The organism is Streptomyces sp. NL15-2K, assembly GCF_030551255.1.
In the GTDB taxonomy this organism is placed as follows: Bacteria; Actinomycetota; Actinomycetes; order Streptomycetales; family Streptomycetaceae; genus Streptomyces.
Genome location: NZ_CP130630.1, coordinates 3,821,539 through 3,838,200, shown reverse-complemented (window position 1 = coordinate 3,838,200; position 16,662 = coordinate 3,821,539). Strand labels below are relative to the sequence as shown.

The window sequence follows — 16,662 nt, the reverse complement described above, 5'->3', positions numbered from 1 at the left end:
CGGTCAGGCCGGTGCGGGGGCGGTCGATCGGTCGATCGCGACGGCTACTAGGCGTTGACCTTCTCGCGTACGGCGGGCTGCTCGCGCTTCTCGCCTTGTTCGCGCCCGCGGGCCAGGTCGGCCGCGTCCCGCTTGAAGGCCCAGTCCATCTTCGGCTCCATCGCGAACCGGAAGAGCCGCCGCACCGGCGAGGTGCACAGCAGGGTGACGGCGACGGCCGCGAGGACGCTGACGAAGATCTCGCCGAGCGGCCGGTGCAGCCAGGCGTGGTCGAACCAGCCCCAGTAGTCGCCGCCCTTCACCAGGAAGCCGTGCAGCAGGTAGCCGTACAGCGTGCCCGCGCCGAGCGCCGTGAACCACATCGTCCGGCCCGGCACCCAGGCGAAGAAGCACGCGGTCAGCAGCAGCGAGCAGCCGAACAGGGCGAGCACCATGACCGGTCCGGTCCACCACGGCGTCCCCAGCTGCTGCGCGGCGTCACGGTGGTAGAACCACGCCGTGTTCATGCGCGGCACCGCCCACCAGCCGACGGCCAGCGCGGCCGCGAACACCGGCACCGCCAGGATCCGCACCGAACGGCGGCGCACCAGCCGGAAGTGCTCCGGCTTCATGCACAGGCCGAGCACGAAGAACGGCAGGAACTGCAGCACCCGCTGGAGGTCCAGGTCGTCGCCGATGTTCGGCGTGACGGACGCCAGCATGGCGATGGACAGCGCGAGCGGCAGCGGCCACCGCACCAGCTTCCAGATCGGGGTGGTCAGCCGCCAGATGAACAGCGCGACCAGGAACCAGGTCAGGTACCAGGGATCCAGCAGGCTGATGTCCTGGTCCGGCGCGTCGTCGGCGAAGCGCTTGAACAGCGGGTAGGCCGTCTCGAAGAGGATGTACGGCACGGCGACGCCGGTGATCAGGCGCTGCAGCCGGTCGGCGCGCATGTCGAAACTGCGCGAGAAGAAGCCGGAGATGATGATGAACGCCGGCATGTGGAACGCGTACACCATCATGTACGCGCCCTCGAGGACCCGGCTGTCGCTCTTGATCGGCTCCCAGGAGTGGGCGACCGCCACCAGCACGATCGCCAGGTACTTGGCGTTGTCGAAGAACGCGTCGCGCTGTTTGCCGGACGGGTTGGCGGGCTGTCGTTTCTGCTGGTCCTGCGGCGAGCGCGGACTCGGCACTCCACCCGCCGATGACTGGGCCGGGGGGAGTGGCGCTCGGTTCTGGCCGTGCGGTCGCAGCGAGTTCGTCACAGACCCTCCCACCAGGAATGGGGAGAGACGATCGGGGGCCTCGCTGCGCAGGTGGGGGATGAGGCAGCGTGGAACATCTGAGGCACCCTAGCCTCGGCCGCGGGTTTTCGTAAAACCCTCCACGTCATTCCCGCTTAATGGCTTCGACTACCCCTGTTTTCCCAGGAGTTGATGTCGCGACCCCTATGCATATGCGTCCCTCTTGTTGCGATTCATCCCGACTAAATGGTGCATAAGGTCAGTCATCGGTGTGTCTGTGGTCGCAATTCGAGTTACCTGCGAACACGTTGTGTGGACATGGAAACGATCCGGTCGAATTCCCTGTGTTTCCCCGGTGCTTACCTGTGCGGGTGTCGTGTCGAATTGCTGTGCGGGCGCTGCGGCGAAGGCCCCGCGCGTGCGGGCGCGCGCGCAAGCTCGGGTCCGGCTCAGGCCAACGTTGGGTCACGCGCCGCATATGCGGGCCCCGTTGGTGGCACGATGGTTCTGGCGGGGGTGCGCGGGGTTGCGTCCCCGGGCCGGGAGAGCGGACCGACCGAGGGTGTGATCAGTTGTGGCCATTTCGCTGTCAGTGGTGTTGCTGTTGGCGATCATCTTGGTGGTGTTGATCAGAGGAGGCTCGCTCAAGGCCGGCCCTGCCGTGGTCGCCGTGCTCTTCGGCTTCTTCCTCGCGTCGACCGGCATGGCCGACGACATCCAACGGTTCCTGAACTCCATAGCGGAGACCATCAACTCGATCCAGTTCTAGGGCCGCCCGGCCCTGGGCGCACGCCATGGTCCGCCGCCGCAGAACCCTGCCCTCATGTACGTCCCGTACGTCTCGTACGTCCGGTACGTCCCGTACGCCACGGACGGCGCGGGACGTCAGAAAGGCCTCCGGCCCGATCCCTGAAGGACCGGGCCGGAGGCCTCTTGGAGCGGGCGACGGGAATCGAACCCGCGTAGCTAGTTTGGAAGACTAGGGCTCTACCATTGAGCTACGCCCGCACAGCACGCGCCGCAGGTCGGATGACCGCGACACCGAAGGCATCGTAGCGGGTCGTGCGCCCTCGCCGCACACCCGATTCCGCCCGAGCCGCCGTCCGCACGCGCGCTTGTGAAATGCGGCGGCCACGCCGCCTGCGGGCATGTACCCTACGTGTCGCACCAGACGGGGTGTGGCGCAGCTTGGTAGCGCGTCCGCTTTGGGAGCGGAAGGCCGTGGGTTCAAATCCCGCCACCCCGACCACCGACCGATCGCCGAGCGGTCGCCGATCGGCCATTACCGGCCGTTACCGGCCACCCTCGCGGTCACCTCGGGTGATCGCGTCCCGTGATCGCCTTTGGGGCGTGTCGCCGCTGCCGTTACTATGCAAGCTGCACGCCCGTGTGTCTCTCGTGTGAAGTCTCCGGGCGGCGAATCCGCCGGACCATTCTGGTTCCGGCAGAACCCAAGAAGTCAGCCACAAGGAGACCGAACCGTGAAGAGCGCCGTGGAGACCCTGAACCCGACTCGGGTTCGGCTCACTGTCGAGGTGCCCTTCGAGGAGCTCAAGGACAGCCTCGACGCGGCGTACAAGAAGATCAACCAGCAGGTCACGGTGAAGGGCTTCCGCAAGGGCAAGATCCCGGCCCGCGTCATCGACCAGCGGTTCGGCCGCGGTGCGGTTCTGGAGGAGGCCGTCAACGACGCGCTTCCGAAGTTCTACACCGAAGCGGTCAACGACGCCGAGATCGACGTCCTGGGCCAGCCCGAGGTGGACATCACCGAGCTGAAGGACGGCGAGACGCTGAACTTCACCGCCGAGGTCGACGTCCGCCCGGCCCTCGAGATCCCGGACTACTCCGGCATCGAGGTCGAGGTCGACGCCGTCGAGGTGACCGAGGAGGACATCGAGAAGTCGGTCGAGGAGCTCCGCGAGCGCTTCGCCTCCACCTCCCCGGTCGAGCGCGCCGCCGAGGACGGCGACGTCGTGACGATCGACCTGGAGGCCAAGGTCGACGGCGAGGTCCTGGAGGACGGCGTCGCCAGCGGCGTGTCCTACACCATCGGCTCCGGCGAGCTGCTGGAAGGCATCGACGACGCCGTGAAGGGCCTGTCCGCCGGCGAGGAGGCCACCTTCACCTCCGAACTCAAGGGCGGCTCGGCGGCCGGCAAGGAGTCCGAGGTCACCGTCAAGGTCACCCAGGTCGCCGCGCGCGAACTGCCCGAGCTGGACGACGACTTCGCGCAGCTCGCCTCCGAGTTCGACACCCTCGAGGAGCTCAAGGCGGACAGCCGCAAGCGCCTGGAGAACATGAAGCAGTACGACCAGGCCACGCAGGCCCAGGAGCGCGTCCTGGAGAAGCTGCTGGAGCTCGTCGAGGTGCCCGTTCCCGAGAAGCTGCTCGAGGACGAGGTCAACACCCGCAAGCACAACCTCGAGCACCACCAGCTCGGCCAGATGGGCCTCGACCTCGAGAAGTACCTGGAGATCCAGGGCAAGACCGTCGAGGAGTTCGAGAACGAGACCCGCGAGGCCGCGGTCAAGGGCATCAAGACCCAGTTCGTGCTCGACCAGCTCGTCAAGGTGGAGAAGCTCAACGTCAACCAGGAGGAGCTCACCGAGCACCTCATGCGGCGCGCGCAGTCCTCCGGCATGTCCCCCGACCAGTTCGCCCAGGCGGTCGTCGAGGGCGGTCAGGTGCCGCTCCTGGTCGGCGAGGTCGCCCGCGGCAAGGCCCTGGCCGTCGTGGTCGAGAAGGCCACGGTCAAGGACACCAACGGCGAGATCATCGACCTGGACGACGAGGACGAGACGGAGACGGCCGCGGAGATCGCCGCGGAGGCCACCGAGGCCGACGCCACCGACGCCGAGGCCGACGCCGCCGAGGCCGACGCCGAGGCCGACGAGAAGACCGAGAAGACCGAGGGCTGACGCCCACGGCGCCTCGAACGCCGTATGACGGGCCCTGGGGACATCGCATCCCAGGGCCCGTTGTCTTGCCCGAGGGGCGCGTGGCTGTACCGGTGGGCGGCCCCGCCGCGTGGGCGCGACGGGCCCCTGCGGACACGCGGCCGTCCACCGCCGACGCGCCCACGGCGACACGCGCCGGGGCCCGGGCGAAGCCCGCGACGGACCACCGACGCCGGGATCCGAGCAACCTGCGCTGACAGCGAACACCCCCCGCTCCGGGATTCCTCGGAGGGACCCGCGCGTTAGGGTCCATGAGTACGAGGGCAGGCAAGTTTCCGAAACGGCCCAGCCCCGGCAGAACACGTAAGACGGCCCGGACGCCGTCGTAAGACGAGCAGGTGGATACGTGACGAATCTGATGCCCTCCGCCGCCGGCGAGCCTTCCATCGGCGGTGGCCTCGGCGACCAGGTCTACAACCGGCTGCTCAACGAGCGGATCATCTTCCTCGGCCAGCCGGTCGACGACGACATTGCCAACAAGATCACCGCGCAGCTGCTGCTCCTTGCCGCCGACCCGGACAAGGACATCTTCCTGTACATCAACAGCCCCGGCGGCTCGATCACGGCCGGCATGGCGATCTACGACACCATGCAGTACATCAAGAACGACGTGGTGACCATCGCCATGGGCCTCGCCGCCTCGATGGGACAGTTCCTGCTCAGCGCGGGTACGCCGGGCAAGCGCTTCGCGCTCCCGAACGCCGAGATCCTGATCCACCAGCCCTCCGCGGGCCTGGCCGGCTCGGCCTCCGACATCAAGATCCACGCCGAGCGGCTGCTGCACACCAAGAAGCGCATGGCCGAGCTCACGTCCCAGCACACCGGTCAGACGATCGAGCAGATCACCCGCGACTCGGACCGCGACCGCTGGTTCGACGCCATCGAGGCCAAGGAGTACGGCCTCATCGACGAGGTCATGCCCACGGCCGCCGGCATGCCGGGCGGCGGCGGCACCGGGGCCTGAGGCCCCCACAGAGCCCCCAGCGACCGCCTCAGCCCCTAGGAGACAGACAGTGAACGACTTCCCCGGCAGCGGCCTGTACGACCGCACGAGCGCCGAGTACACGGGTCCCGTCGCGGAGTCCCGCTATGTGATCCCCCGCTTCGTCGAGCGCACCTCGCAGGGCATCCGCGAGTACGACCCGTACGCGAAGCTCTTCGAAGAGCGCGTGATCTTCCTCGGCGTCCAGATCGACGACGCCTCGGCCAACGACGTCATGGCGCAGCTGCTGTGCCTGGAGTCGATGGACCCCGACCGCGACATCTCGGTCTACATCAACAGCCCGGGCGGCTCCTTCACCGCGCTCACGGCCATTTACGACACGATGCAGTTCGTGAAGCCGGACATCCAGACGGTCTGCATGGGCCAGGCGGCCTCCGCCGCGGCCATCCTGCTGGCCGCCGGCACGCCCGGCAAGCGCATGGCGCTGCCGAACGCCCGTGTGCTGATCCACCAGCCGTACAGCGAGACCGGCCGCGGCCAGGTCTCCGACCTGGAGATCGCGGCCAACGAGATCCTCCGGATGCGTGCGCAGCTGGAGGAGATGCTGGCCAAGCACTCCACCACGCCGATCGAGAAGATCCGCGAGGACATCGAGCGCGACAAGATCCTCACGGCCGAGGACGCGCTGTCGTACGGGCTGATCGACCAGATCATCTCCACCCGGAAGATGAACAACGCTGAGGTCCGCTGACGCGGCCCTGTATCGTCTGCCGCTCCTTGGCACGGTTCGGCACTGTGCACGACAAAAGTGCACGACAAAGTGAACCGTGCCAAGGGGGGCCCGAACGGGGGGCCCGGCAAGGTACCGTCGGACATAAGGCAGCACCAGGAGCCGCTGGACCTAGGCGTCTCCCAGGCGAAGGGGAAGCACACCGTGGCACGCATCGGTGACGGCGGCGATCTGCTCAAGTGCTCGTTCTGCGGCAAGAGCCAGAAGCAGGTCAAGAAGCTCATCGCAGGGCCCGGTGTGTACATCTGCGACGAGTGCATCGACCTCTGCAACGAGATCATCGAGGAGGAGCTCGCCGAAACCAGCGAGGTCCGCTGGGAGGAACTCCCGAAGCCTCGCGAGATCTACGAGTTCCTCGAGGGATATGTAGTCGGACAGGAAGCGGCCAAGAAGGCCCTCTCCGTCGCGGTGTACAACCACTACAAGCGGGTCCAGGCCGGTGAGAACGGCGGCGGTCAAAGCCGCGAGGACGCCATCGAGTTGGCGAAGTCCAACATCCTCCTGCTGGGCCCCACGGGTTCCGGCAAGACCCTCCTCGCCCAGACCCTCGCGCGCATGCTCAACGTCCCGTTCGCCATCGCCGACGCGACGGCGCTGACGGAGGCGGGATACGTCGGCGAGGACGTCGAGAACATCCTGCTGAAGCTGATCCAGGCGGCGGACTACGACGTCAAGAAGGCCGAGACGGGCATCATCTACATCGACGAGATCGACAAGGTCGCCCGTAAGAGCGAAAACCCGTCGATCACCCGCGATGTGAGCGGCGAGGGCGTGCAGCAGGCCCTGCTGAAGATCCTGGAAGGCACGACCGCCTCGGTCCCGCCGCAGGGTGGCCGCAAACACCCCCACCAGGAGTTCATCCAGATCGACACGACGAACGTCCTGTTCATCGTGGGCGGCGCCTTCGCGGGACTGGAGAAGATCATCGAGTCCCGGGCCGGCGCGAAGGGCATCGGCTTCGGCGCGACCATCCGCTCCAAGCGCGAGCTGGAGGCCAAGGACCAGTTCGAGGACGTCATGCCCGAGGACCTGGTCAAGTTCGGCATGATCCCCGAGTTCATCGGCCGCCTGCCCGTGATCACTTCGGTCCACAACCTCGACCGCGAGGCGCTCCTCCAGATCCTCGTCGAGCCGCGCAACGCGCTCGTCAAGCAGTACCAGCGCCTCTTCGAACTCGACGGCGTGGAGCTGGACTTCGAGCGCGAGGCCCTGGAGGCCATCGCCGACCAGGCCATCCTCCGCCAGACCGGCGCGCGCGGCCTGCGCGCCATCATGGAGGAAGTCCTCATGTCCGTGATGTACGAGGTCCCGTCCCGCAAGGACGTGGCCCGCGTCGTCATCACGGCGGACGTCGTCCACTCCAACGTCAACCCGACGCTGATCCCGCGGGAGGCGCGGGGACGCGGGCCGGGCGAGCAGAAGACTGCGTAGGCGGTCACAGGCGTGAGCGAATAGGCAGCCACAGGCGTGAGCGAAGGGGCCCCGGTCAACCTTGGGTTCTAGGAGTCGTTGCAACACCCCAGTTCAAGGGGTGCGATGGACTTCGAGATCCGTAAGGACCGGGAGAGGCCTCAGGGCAGGAAGAAGCTCGCCAGGGAGCGGGAGGCATACTCCCGGCTCATGCAGCAGGGTGTGAGCAACCGGGAAGCGTGCCGGATCGTCGGGATCGACCGCCGGACCGGCCAGAAGTGGCGCAACGGTCGTCAGGCATACGGTAACCGGAAGGCGCTGCCACCGATCAACGCGGTGGCAGCGCCCTGCGGGCCGTCCCGGTACCTGCGCGAGGAAGACCGCATTCACATCGCCGACCGGCTGCGGGAGAAGGCGACCGTGCGGGCGATAGCCGCGGAGCTGGGCCGCAGCCCGTCGACGGTCAGCCGGGAGATCCGCCGCAACCGTCACCCGACGGGCGGCCAGTACCGCCCGCACGCGGCCCAGGCCCGTGCCGATGCCCGCCGGCCCCGTCCGAAGCCCGGGAAGATCGGCCAGAACCCGCAGCTGCGCAACTTCATCCAGGACCACCTGGACCTACGGTGGAGCCCGGAGCAGATCTGTCAGGCTCTGCGGGCACGGTTTCCCCAGCGGCCGGAGATGCACGTGGTCCACGAGACGGTCTACCAGGCCCTCTACGTCCAGGGCCGGGGTGAGCTGCGCCGCGAACTGGCCCGCGCCCTGCGCACCGGACGCGCCCGGCGCAGACCTCGCCGCCAGGCCCAGCAGCGCCGGCCCCGGTTCGCCACCCCGATGGTCATGATCAGCGAGCGTCCGGCCGAAGCCGAGGACCGGGCGGTCCCCGGGCACTGGGAGGGTGATCTCATCATCGGCAAGGACGGAAAGTCGGCGATCGGTACCCTGGTCGAGCGGGCCACCCGCTACGTCATGCTCCTGCATCTGCCCGGCGACCACGGCGCCGAGAGCGTTCGCGACGCGCTGGTCACCACGGTCCGGACCCTGCCGTCCCACCTGCGACGGTCCCTGACGTGGGACCAGGGCTCGGAAATGGGCAGCCACGGCGCGTTCACCATCGCCACCGACGTCCCGGTCTACTTCTGCGATCCGGCCAGCCCCTGGCAGCGCGGCTCGAACGAGAACACCAACGGCCTGCTCCGGCAGTACTTCCCCAAGGGCACCGACCTCGCCGTCCACACCCGCGAGCACCTCGACGCCGTCGCCGCCGAGCTGAACGGCCGCCCACGCAAAACGCTCGGCTGGGAAACCCCAGCCGAGCGCCTGCATAAACTGCTCACCGCCTGATCAACACAACCACGTGTTGCGACGACACCTAGAAACCGCCAACCGACCGGGGCCCCTTCGCCGTTGAGGTGTCCGGCGTCAGGCCTTGACGCGGGCCTCCTTGCGGAACTTCGTGGTGATGTCCGCCGCCACGTCCTTGGCGACGTCCTTGGTGCCGTCACCCGGCGACACCATCGCCAAGGTGCTGTAGTCGGCCCACGCGCAGAACCAGTCGGTCTTCTCCTGCTTGGTCGTCTGGTTCGTGCCCTTGGCCGCCTGGCACTTCATGAGCGCGCCGTCGAGGTCGACCTCCTCGGGCTCGCCGACCAGCTTGGGCTGGCCGGCGCTGCCGCTTTCGGAAGACTCCTCCTCGCTGGACTTCTTGAAATTGGCGAAGAAGATGTCCAGGGCCTTCTCCGGGTCGGCGATCTCACCGTGGACGCCCACGAACGAGATGCTCTTGGCCTTCGCCGCCTCGGCGGGGCTGGGCGCGGTGCTCGGGTCGTTGGGGTCGTAGCCCTCGATGGTCGTGTAGAACCCGAACACGCTCTTGCCGTTCTTGACGCCGCTCTTCTCCAGCTCCGCGGCCGAATCGGCACCGGCGCTCGCGCCGTCCTTGGAGGCCCGGTAGTACTCGCCGAGCGCCTTCGCCGGCGTCGACAGCGTGTGCGCCCCGTCGTCCTCCAGACCACCCGCGCCGGCGCCCCCGCCGATCACGAAGTACGCCCCCACGCCGATCGCGGCCACGACGGCGACGGAGCCGATGATGATGCCCGTCTTCTTCTTGCCGCCACCCGCGGCGGGCGGCTGCGGCACGCCGTACGGGGCCTGGCCGTAGGGCGGCTGCTGACCGGGGGCCTGCTGACCGGGGGCCTGCTGACCGTACGGGGCCTGCTGACCGTACGGGGCCTGCTGGCCGTACGGCGGCTGCTGCGGCGGGACGCCGCCCTGTGGGGGCTGCTGCGGGTAGCCGTAGCCGGGCTGCTGCTGGGGCGGGGGAGCCTGCTGGGGGAAGCCGTAGCCGGGCTGGGCGGGCGGAGCCTGCGGCGGCTGGCCGTAGGGGCCCGGTTGCTGACCGTACGGTCCAGGCTGCTGGGGCTGCCCGTCGTACGGGCCCGGCTGGTTGTAGCTCATCTCTGGGTTCCCCTCCAGATGCTTATGTGATCCAGACATCCTGGCGCAGACCGAACGTGCGCATGCCACCGGGGGCCCGCCCGTTACACAAAAAACGCGTTTCGGGACTCCGCCGTGACACCCCTAAACTGAGCCCGTGACCGAGAACGCTCAGCAGCAGCCACCAGCGCCCAACACCGAACTGCCGACCCAGTACGCGCCGGCCGACGTAGAGGGGCCGCTGTACGAGCGCTGGGTGGAGCGGGGTTACTTCGAGGCGGACGCGAAGAGCGACAAGCCGCCGTACACCATCGTCATCCCGCCGCCGAACGTCACTGGCAGCCTGCACCTCGGGCACGCCTTCGAGCACACGCTCATCGACGCCCTCACCCGCCGCAAGCGGATGCAGGGCTACGAGACGCTGTGGCAGCCCGGCATGGACCACGCCGGCATCGCCACGCAGAACGTCGTCGAGCGGGAGCTGGGCAAGGAGGGCAAGTCCCGGCACGACCTCGGCCGGGAGGCGTTCGTCGAGCGTGTCTGGCAGTGGAAGGCCGAGTCCGGCGGGCAGATCAGCGGTCAGATGCGGCGTCTCGGCGACGGCGTCGCGTGGTCGCGTGAGCGCTTCACGATGGACGAGGGCCTGTCCCAGGCCGTCCAGACCATCTTCAAGCGGCTCTACGACGAAGAGCTGATCTACCGCGCCGAACGCATCATCAACTGGTGTCCACGCTGTCTGACGGCCATCTCGGACATCGAGGTCGAGTACCAGGACGACGACGGCGAGCTCGTCTCCATGAAGTACGGCGACGGGGACGAGACCATCGTCGTCGCCACGACCCGGGCCGAGACCATGCTCGGTGACACGGCCGTCGCCGTCCACCCCGAGGACGAGCGGTACAAGCACCTGGTCGGCAAGCTGATCCGGCTGCCGCTGACCGACCGCTCCATCCCGGTCGTCGCCGACGAGCACGTCGACCCCGAGTTCGGCACGGGCGCCGTCAAGGTCACCCCGGCCCACGACCCGAACGACTTCGAGATCGGCCAGCGGCACGACCTGCCCGCCGTCGCGATCATGGACGAGCACGCCGTCATCACCGCCCACGGCCCCTTCCAGGGCCTGGACCGGCTGGAGGCCCGCTCGGCCATCGTCGCCGCGCTGCGCGCCGAGGGGCGGATCGTCGCCGAGAAGCGGCCGTACGTCCACAGCGTCGGGCACTGCTCGCGGTGCAAGACCACGATCGAGCCCCGGCTCTCCATGCAGTGGTGGGTCAAGGTCGGCCCGCTGGCCAAGGCGGCCGGTGACGCCGTCCGGGACGGGCGCGTCAAGATCCATCCGCAGGAGATGGAGAAGCGGTACTTCGACTGGGTCGACAACCTCCACGACTGGTGTATTTCGCGCCAGTTGTGGTGGGGGCACCGGATTCCCGTCTGGTACGGGCCGGAGGGTGAGGTCGTCTGTGTCGGCCCCGACGAGGGGCCGCCGAGCGGTGAGGGCTGGCGTCAGGACACGGACGTCCTCGACACTTGGTTCTCCTCCGGCCTGTGGCCGTTCTCGACCCTCGGCTGGCCCGAACAGACCGAATCGCTCGCGAAGTTCTACCCGAACTCCGTCCTGGTCACCGGCTACGACATCCTGTTCTTCTGGGTCGCCCGGATGATGATGTTCGGGCTGTACGCGATGGACGGCACCCCGCCGTTCCACACCATCGCTCTGCACGGCATGGTCCGCGACCAGTTCGGCAAGAAGATGTCGAAGTCCTTCGGCAACGCGGTCAACCCGCTGGACTGGATGGACAAGTACGGGTCCGATGCCCTCCGCTTCACGCTCGTCCGCGGCGCGAACCCCGGCGTCGACGTCCCGATCGGCGAGGACTGGGTCCAGGGTTCCCGCAACTTCGCCAACAAGATCTGGAACGCGACGCGGTTCGCGCTGATGAATGGCGCGACGGTTCAGGGGCCGCTGCCGGAGCCGTCGGCGATGTCGGCGACCGATCGGTGGATCCTGTCCCGGCTCAACTCCGTTGTCGCCGAGGTCGACGCGTACTACGAGGACTACCAGTTCGCGAAGCTCTCCGACGCGCTGTTCCACTTCGCGTGGGACGAGGTGTTCGACTGGTACGTCGAGCTGTCGAAGACGACGTTCGCCGCCGGCGGTGCGGCCGCCGAGGTCTCGAAGCGCGTCCTGGGTGAAGTCCTGGACGTCACGCTGCGGCTGCTGCACCCGGTCGTTCCGTTCGTCACGGAGACGCTGTGGACGACGCTGACGGGTGGTGAGTCGCTGGTCATCGCCGAATGGCCGTCGGACAGCGGCTTCCGGGACACGGGCGCCGAGAAGGAGATCGAGACGCTTCAGTCCGTGATCACGGAGGTTCGTCGCTTCCGTGCGGACCAGGGGTTGCAGCCGGGGCAGCGGGTTCCGGCGCGGCTGTCTCTCGACGGTACGGCGCTGGCGCCTCACGAGGCGGCGATCCGGCAGTTGCTGCGGTTGCAGCCGGAGGGGGAGTCCTTCGCGGCGACGGCGACTCTGCCGGTGTCCGGGGCCGAGGTCGCGCTGGACCTCTCGGGCGTGATCGATGTCGCGGCGGAGCGGAAGCGGCTGGCGAAGGATCTTGCCGCTGCGGAGAAGGAGAAGGCCCAGGCGAACGCGAAGCTCGGGAACGAGGCGTTCCTGGCGAAGGCTCCGGATCATGTGGTGGAGAAGATCCGGACGCGGCTGGCGAAGGCGGACGAGGACATCGCACGGATCGCCGCGCAGCTGGATCGGCTGCCGGCGGCGTAAGCGTTCGTACGGTTCGTACGTTGGTGAAGGCGCCCGGAGCTGTTGGGGTTCCGGGCGCCTTCGGTTGCTGTGAGGTGGGTCGCGCAGCCCGGCGCTTACGGGGTGCCGCTGCGCCCACCCGTGCCGCCCCAGCGGCACGACTGCCCGCAGCTGCGCGGGACGGCTGCCCCCAGGGACGGTGACCCCCACCGAGCCGCACCCGAGCCCCCGGGGCTCCGTAGACTGGGCCCCGTGAGTGAGCAGCCCCCGCACGATGACAGCGAGCAGCCCGATTCCGTCGACCCCTTCGAGGAGATCGTCGCGGCCGAGACCGACCGTGATCCCGATCTCGCGGTGATCGAGGCCGGCAGCCGCACCCTGCGTACGCAGGGCGGTCCGCCGCAGGCCGATGTCCCCGCGCGTCCCGCGGACCCGGAGGTCGACAAGGCGCTGCGGGAGGTCGAGGCGGAGCTCGCCACCCGCTGGGGTGAGACCAAGCTGGAGCCGTCGGTCAGCCGGATCGCCGCGCTGATGGACGTGCTGGGGGAGCCGCAGCGGTCGTATCCCTCCATCCACATCACGGGGACGAACGGCAAGACCTCCACCGCCCGGATGATCGAGGCCCTGCTGGGTGCCTTCGAGCTGCGGACCGGGCGGTACACGTCCCCGCACGTCCAGTCGGTCACCGAGCGCATCAGCCTCGACGGGGCGCCGATCTCCGCCGAGCGGTTCATCGAGACGTACCAGGACATCAAGCCGTACATCGAGATGGTCGACGCCCAGCAGGAGTACCGGCTGTCCTTCTTCGAGGTGCTCACGGGGATGGCCTACGCCGCCTTCGCCGACGCGCCCGTCGACGTCGGCGTCGTCGAGGTCGGCATGGGCGGCTCCTGGGACGCCACCAACGTCATCGACGGGGATGTCGCCGTCGTCACGCCCATCGACCTCGACCACACCGACCGGCTCGGTGACAACCTCGCCGCCATCGCCTCCGAGAAGGCCGGCATCGTCAAGCAGGACGCCACCGTCATCCTGGCCCAACAGCCGGTCGACGCGGCCCAGGTGCTGCTGAAGAAGGCCGTGGAGGTCGACGCCACCGTGGCCCGGGAGGGGCTCGAGTTCGGGGTCGTGGCCCGTCAGGTCGCCGTCGGCGGCCAGCTGCTCACCCTGCGCGGGCTCGGCGGGGAGTACGACGAGGTGTATCTCCCGCTGCACGGCGCCTACCAGGCGCACAACGCCGCCGTCGCCCTCGCCGCCGTGGAGGCCTTCTTCGGCGTCGGCTCCCAGCGGCACGGGCGGCTCGACATCGACACGGTCCGCAAGGCCTTCGCCGCCGTGTCCTCGCCGGGCCGGCTGGAAATCGTACGGCGGTCCCCGACCGTCGTCCTGGACGCCGCCCACAACCCGGCCGGCGCCCGTGCCACCGCCGAGGGGATCGGGGAGGCCTTCGACTTCAGCCGGTTGATCGGCGTGGTCGGGGCCAGCGGGGACAAGAACGTGCGGGGGCTGCTCGAGGCGTTCGAGCCGATCTTCGCCGAGGTCGTCGTCACCCAGAACTCCAGTCACCGCGCCATGGACGCCGACGAGCTCGCCGCCATCGCCGTCGAGGTGTTCGGCGAGGAGCGCGTGCAGGTCGAGCCGCGGCTGCCGGACGCCCTGGAGGCGGCGATCACGCTGGCCGAGGAGGAAGGCGAGTTCGCGGGCGGCGGTGTGCTCGTCACCGGCTCCGTCATCACTGTCGGCGAGGCCCGGCTGCTGCTGGGGAAGGGCTGAGACTCGACCATGCGTACGCTCTGTGCTTCGACCCTGATCGGCGAGTTCTTCATCATCGGTTTCGCCGGGCTGGTCGCGATGAAGGATCCCGACCTGTCCATGTCGACGGTGTGGACGGTCAGCGGCATCGCCATGTTCCTGTGCCTGCTGCTGTGCGGCATGGTGACCCGCCCCGGCGGCGTCGCCCTCGGCTGGGCCCTCCAGGCGGCCCTGATCGCCTCGGGCTTCATCGTCCCGTCGATGTTCTTCCTGGGGGCGGTCTTCGCGGCCCTGTGGTGGGCGTCCGTGCACTACGGACGGAAGATCGACGAGGCGAAGGCGAGATTCGCCGCCCAGGCCGACTCCTCGACGCCCGACCCCGCGTGACGCCCTCCGCATCTGACGCTGTGTAACAGGGACCCGGACACGCCCTGTAATCTCAGGGCATCCCGCACCATCCTTGATCAGAAGGAGCTCGTCGTGAGCCAGCGCACCCTCGTCCTCCTCAAGCCCGACGCCGTTCGTCGTGGCCTGACCGGCGAGATCATCAGCCGTATCGAGCGCAAGGCCGGCTGGCAGATCACCGCGCTGGAGCTGCGCACCCTGGACCAGGACACCCTGGAGCAGCACTACGGCGAGCACAAGGGCAAGCCCTTCTACGAGCCGCTGGTGGAGTTCATGGCCTCCGGTCCGGTCGTGGCGATGATCGTCGAGGGGGAGCGGGTCATCGAGGGGCTGCGCGTGCTCGCCGGCCCGACCGACCCGATCGCCGCCGCGCCCGGCTCCATCCGCGGCGACTACGGCGTGATCGTCCGCGAGAACCTCATCCACGCCTCCGACTCCGAGGAGTCCGCCGAGCGCGAGGTGAAGATCTTCTTCCCCGGCCGGGCCTAGGTCCTGTCGGGCAGGGCGCTGACCCGCCCGGGCGTTTCTCGGGAATTTTCCTGACGTGATGTCAAACCGCTCCCCCGTCTGACCAGGGACGGCCGAACGTTGTCGGCCGTCCCTCGGCATATGCGTGCCGATCGGGGGAACGAGTGCCCCCGATGGCACGTCTCCACAAGCGAGGCGGTACATCACATGCTGACAATGGCGAAGACCCTCGCGCAGTGTTCGTGCAGGCGCGTCTACGATGGAAGCCTTCACGTCACCGCACCCACTTCGCCGACCTGAAATGCCCTCAAAAGCTCCCAGGAAGGCCAGACGAATCCTGATGGGGAACTCAATGTCGTTCATCGGCCGTGACATGGCTGTCGACCTCGGGACCGCCAACACGCTGGTGTACGTCAGGGGTCGCGGGATCGTACTCAACGAGCCGTCCGTCGTCGCGATCAACACCAACACCGGTGGCATCCTCGCGGTCGGCGCCGAAGCCAAGAAGATGATCGGGCGCACGCCCGGCAACATCGTTGCCGTACGTCCGCTGAAGGACGGCGTGATCGCCGACTTCGAGATCACCGAGCGGATGCTCCGCTACTTCATCCTGAAGATCCACAAGCGGCGGTATCTGGCTCGTCCGCGGGTCGTCGTCTGTGTGCCCTCCGGCATCACGGGCGTCGAGCGCCGCGCCGTCATCGAGGCGTCGTCCCAGGCCGGCGCCCGTCAGGTGCACATCATCGAGGAGCCCATGGCCGCGGCCATCGGCTCCGGCCTGCCGGTCCACGAGGCCACGGGCAACATGGTGGTGGACATCGGCGGCGGCACCACGGAGGTCGCGGTCATCTCCCTCGGCGGCATCGTCACCGCCCAGTCCATCCGTGTCGCGGGCGACGAACTGGACAACGCGATCATCCAGCACATCAAGAAGGAGTACTCCCTCCTGCTGGGTGAGCGGACGGCCGAACAGATCAAGATCACGATCGGTTCGGCGTACGACCTCGACGCTGACGAACACACCGAAATCCGCGGCCGGGATCTCGTCTCCGGGCTGCCCAAGACCGTCGTGATCTCGGCCGCCGAAGTCCGCAAGGCGATCGAGGAGCCCGTCAACGCCATCGTCGACGCCGTCAAGACCACCCTCGACAAGTGCCCGCCGGAGCTGTCCGGCGACATCATGGACCGAGGAATCGTTCTGACCGGCGGCGGAGCGCTGCTGCGCGGCCTCGACGAGCGGCTGCGCCGCGAGACCGGCATGCCGATCCACATCGCCGAGGACCCGCTGGACAGCGTGGCGCTCGGCTCCGGAAAGTGCGTCGAGGAGTTCGAGGCGCTCCAGCAGGTGCTGGACGCCCAGCCGCGCAGATGACGTAACTCTTCGATTCCGCCGTACGAGATGATCCCCTCTCGTACGGCGGATCGTTGATATGGAGTCATAAACTCCGGCAAAAGGAGCTCCTGCAAAACCGGCAGAACAAGCTCCTACAAAAGAAGCTCCTACGAGGAAA

At 68.2% G+C, this 16,662-nt stretch carries 13 protein-coding genes and 2 tRNA genes; 12 read left to right on the top strand and 3 right to left on the bottom strand.

Features of this window, described 5'->3' with window-relative positions:
* Window positions 1-47: 47 nt before the first annotated feature.
* On the bottom strand, window positions 48-1,250 hold the full coding sequence (locus tag Q4V64_RS16890; RefSeq protein WP_124442300.1) for an acyltransferase family protein: 1,203 nt from the start codon (window positions 1,248-1,250) through the stop codon (window positions 48-50).
* Window positions 1,251-1,803: 553 nt separating this feature from the next.
* Between Q4V64_RS16890 and Q4V64_RS16885 the strand changes: the two genes are divergently transcribed.
* Complete coding sequence (locus Q4V64_RS16885; RefSeq protein WP_030044846.1) at window positions 1,804-1,998, top strand: hypothetical protein; 195 nt, start codon at window positions 1,804-1,806, stop codon at window positions 1,996-1,998.
* Window positions 1,999-2,163: 165 nt separating this feature from the next.
* Here the strand turns inward: Q4V64_RS16885 and Q4V64_RS16880 are convergent.
* Window positions 2,164-2,237, bottom strand: a tRNA-Gly gene (locus Q4V64_RS16880).
* 164 nt (window positions 2,238-2,401) lie between these two features.
* Between Q4V64_RS16880 and Q4V64_RS16875 the strand changes: the two genes are divergently transcribed.
* From Q4V64_RS16875 to Q4V64_RS16850, 6 genes are all read left to right on the top strand, one after another.
* Window positions 2,402-2,478, top strand: a tRNA-Pro gene (locus Q4V64_RS16875).
* 232 nt (window positions 2,479-2,710) lie between these two features.
* On the top strand, window positions 2,711-4,147 hold the full coding sequence (gene tig / locus Q4V64_RS16870; RefSeq protein WP_124442301.1) for a trigger factor: 1,437 nt from the start codon (window positions 2,711-2,713) through the stop codon (window positions 4,145-4,147).
* Between the two features lie 397 nt (window positions 4,148-4,544).
* Window positions 4,545-5,150 (top strand): ATP-dependent Clp protease proteolytic subunit, encoded by a 606-nt coding sequence (locus Q4V64_RS16865; RefSeq protein WP_124442306.1) that lies wholly within the window; start codon window positions 4,545-4,547, stop codon window positions 5,148-5,150.
* A 49-nt stretch (window positions 5,151-5,199) separates the two neighbouring features.
* Window positions 5,200-5,880, top strand: a complete 681-nt coding sequence (locus Q4V64_RS16860; RefSeq protein WP_124442302.1) for an ATP-dependent Clp protease proteolytic subunit — start codon at window positions 5,200-5,202, stop codon at window positions 5,878-5,880.
* A gap of 183 nt (window positions 5,881-6,063) precedes the next feature.
* On the top strand, window positions 6,064-7,350 hold the full coding sequence (clpX, locus tag Q4V64_RS16855; RefSeq protein ID WP_095753096.1) for an ATP-dependent Clp protease ATP-binding subunit ClpX: 1,287 nt from the start codon (window positions 6,064-6,066) through the stop codon (window positions 7,348-7,350).
* A 105-nt stretch (window positions 7,351-7,455) separates the two neighbouring features.
* On the top strand, window positions 7,456-8,673 hold the full coding sequence (locus Q4V64_RS16850) for an IS30 family transposase (RefSeq protein WP_348540802.1): 1,218 nt from the start codon (window positions 7,456-7,458) through the stop codon (window positions 8,671-8,673).
* Window positions 8,674-8,751: 78 nt separating this feature from the next.
* On the opposite strand, the gene Q4V64_RS16845 is transcribed toward Q4V64_RS16850, so the two are convergent.
* Entirely contained in the window at window positions 8,752-9,786 is a 1,035-nt protein-coding gene (locus Q4V64_RS16845; RefSeq protein WP_124442307.1) for a hypothetical protein, read from the bottom strand.
* Window positions 9,787-9,922: 136 nt separating this feature from the next.
* Between Q4V64_RS16845 and Q4V64_RS16840 the strand changes: the two genes are divergently transcribed.
* The 5 genes from Q4V64_RS16840 to Q4V64_RS16820 all read left to right on the top strand — a co-directional run bounded on the left by Q4V64_RS16840 (window position 9,923) and on the right by Q4V64_RS16820 (window position 16,523).
* Complete coding sequence (locus Q4V64_RS16840) at window positions 9,923-12,547, top strand: valine--tRNA ligase (protein WP_124442308.1); 2,625 nt, start codon at window positions 9,923-9,925, stop codon at window positions 12,545-12,547.
* A gap of 231 nt (window positions 12,548-12,778) precedes the next feature.
* On the top strand, window positions 12,779-14,299 hold the full coding sequence (locus Q4V64_RS16835) for a folylpolyglutamate synthase/dihydrofolate synthase family protein (protein WP_124442309.1): 1,521 nt from the start codon (window positions 12,779-12,781) through the stop codon (window positions 14,297-14,299).
* Between the two features lie 9 nt (window positions 14,300-14,308).
* Window positions 14,309-14,665, top strand: a complete 357-nt coding sequence (locus Q4V64_RS16830; protein ID WP_124442310.1) for a DUF4233 domain-containing protein — start codon at window positions 14,309-14,311, stop codon at window positions 14,663-14,665.
* A gap of 93 nt (window positions 14,666-14,758) precedes the next feature.
* Window positions 14,759-15,172, top strand: a complete 414-nt coding sequence (gene ndk / locus Q4V64_RS16825; protein WP_124442311.1) for a nucleoside-diphosphate kinase — start codon at window positions 14,759-14,761, stop codon at window positions 15,170-15,172.
* Window positions 15,173-15,503: 331 nt separating this feature from the next.
* A complete protein-coding gene (locus Q4V64_RS16820) occupies window positions 15,504-16,523 on the top strand; it encodes a rod shape-determining protein (RefSeq protein ID WP_004931372.1) in 1,020 nt (339 codons plus the stop codon).
* Window positions 16,524-16,662: the final 139 nt, after the last annotated feature.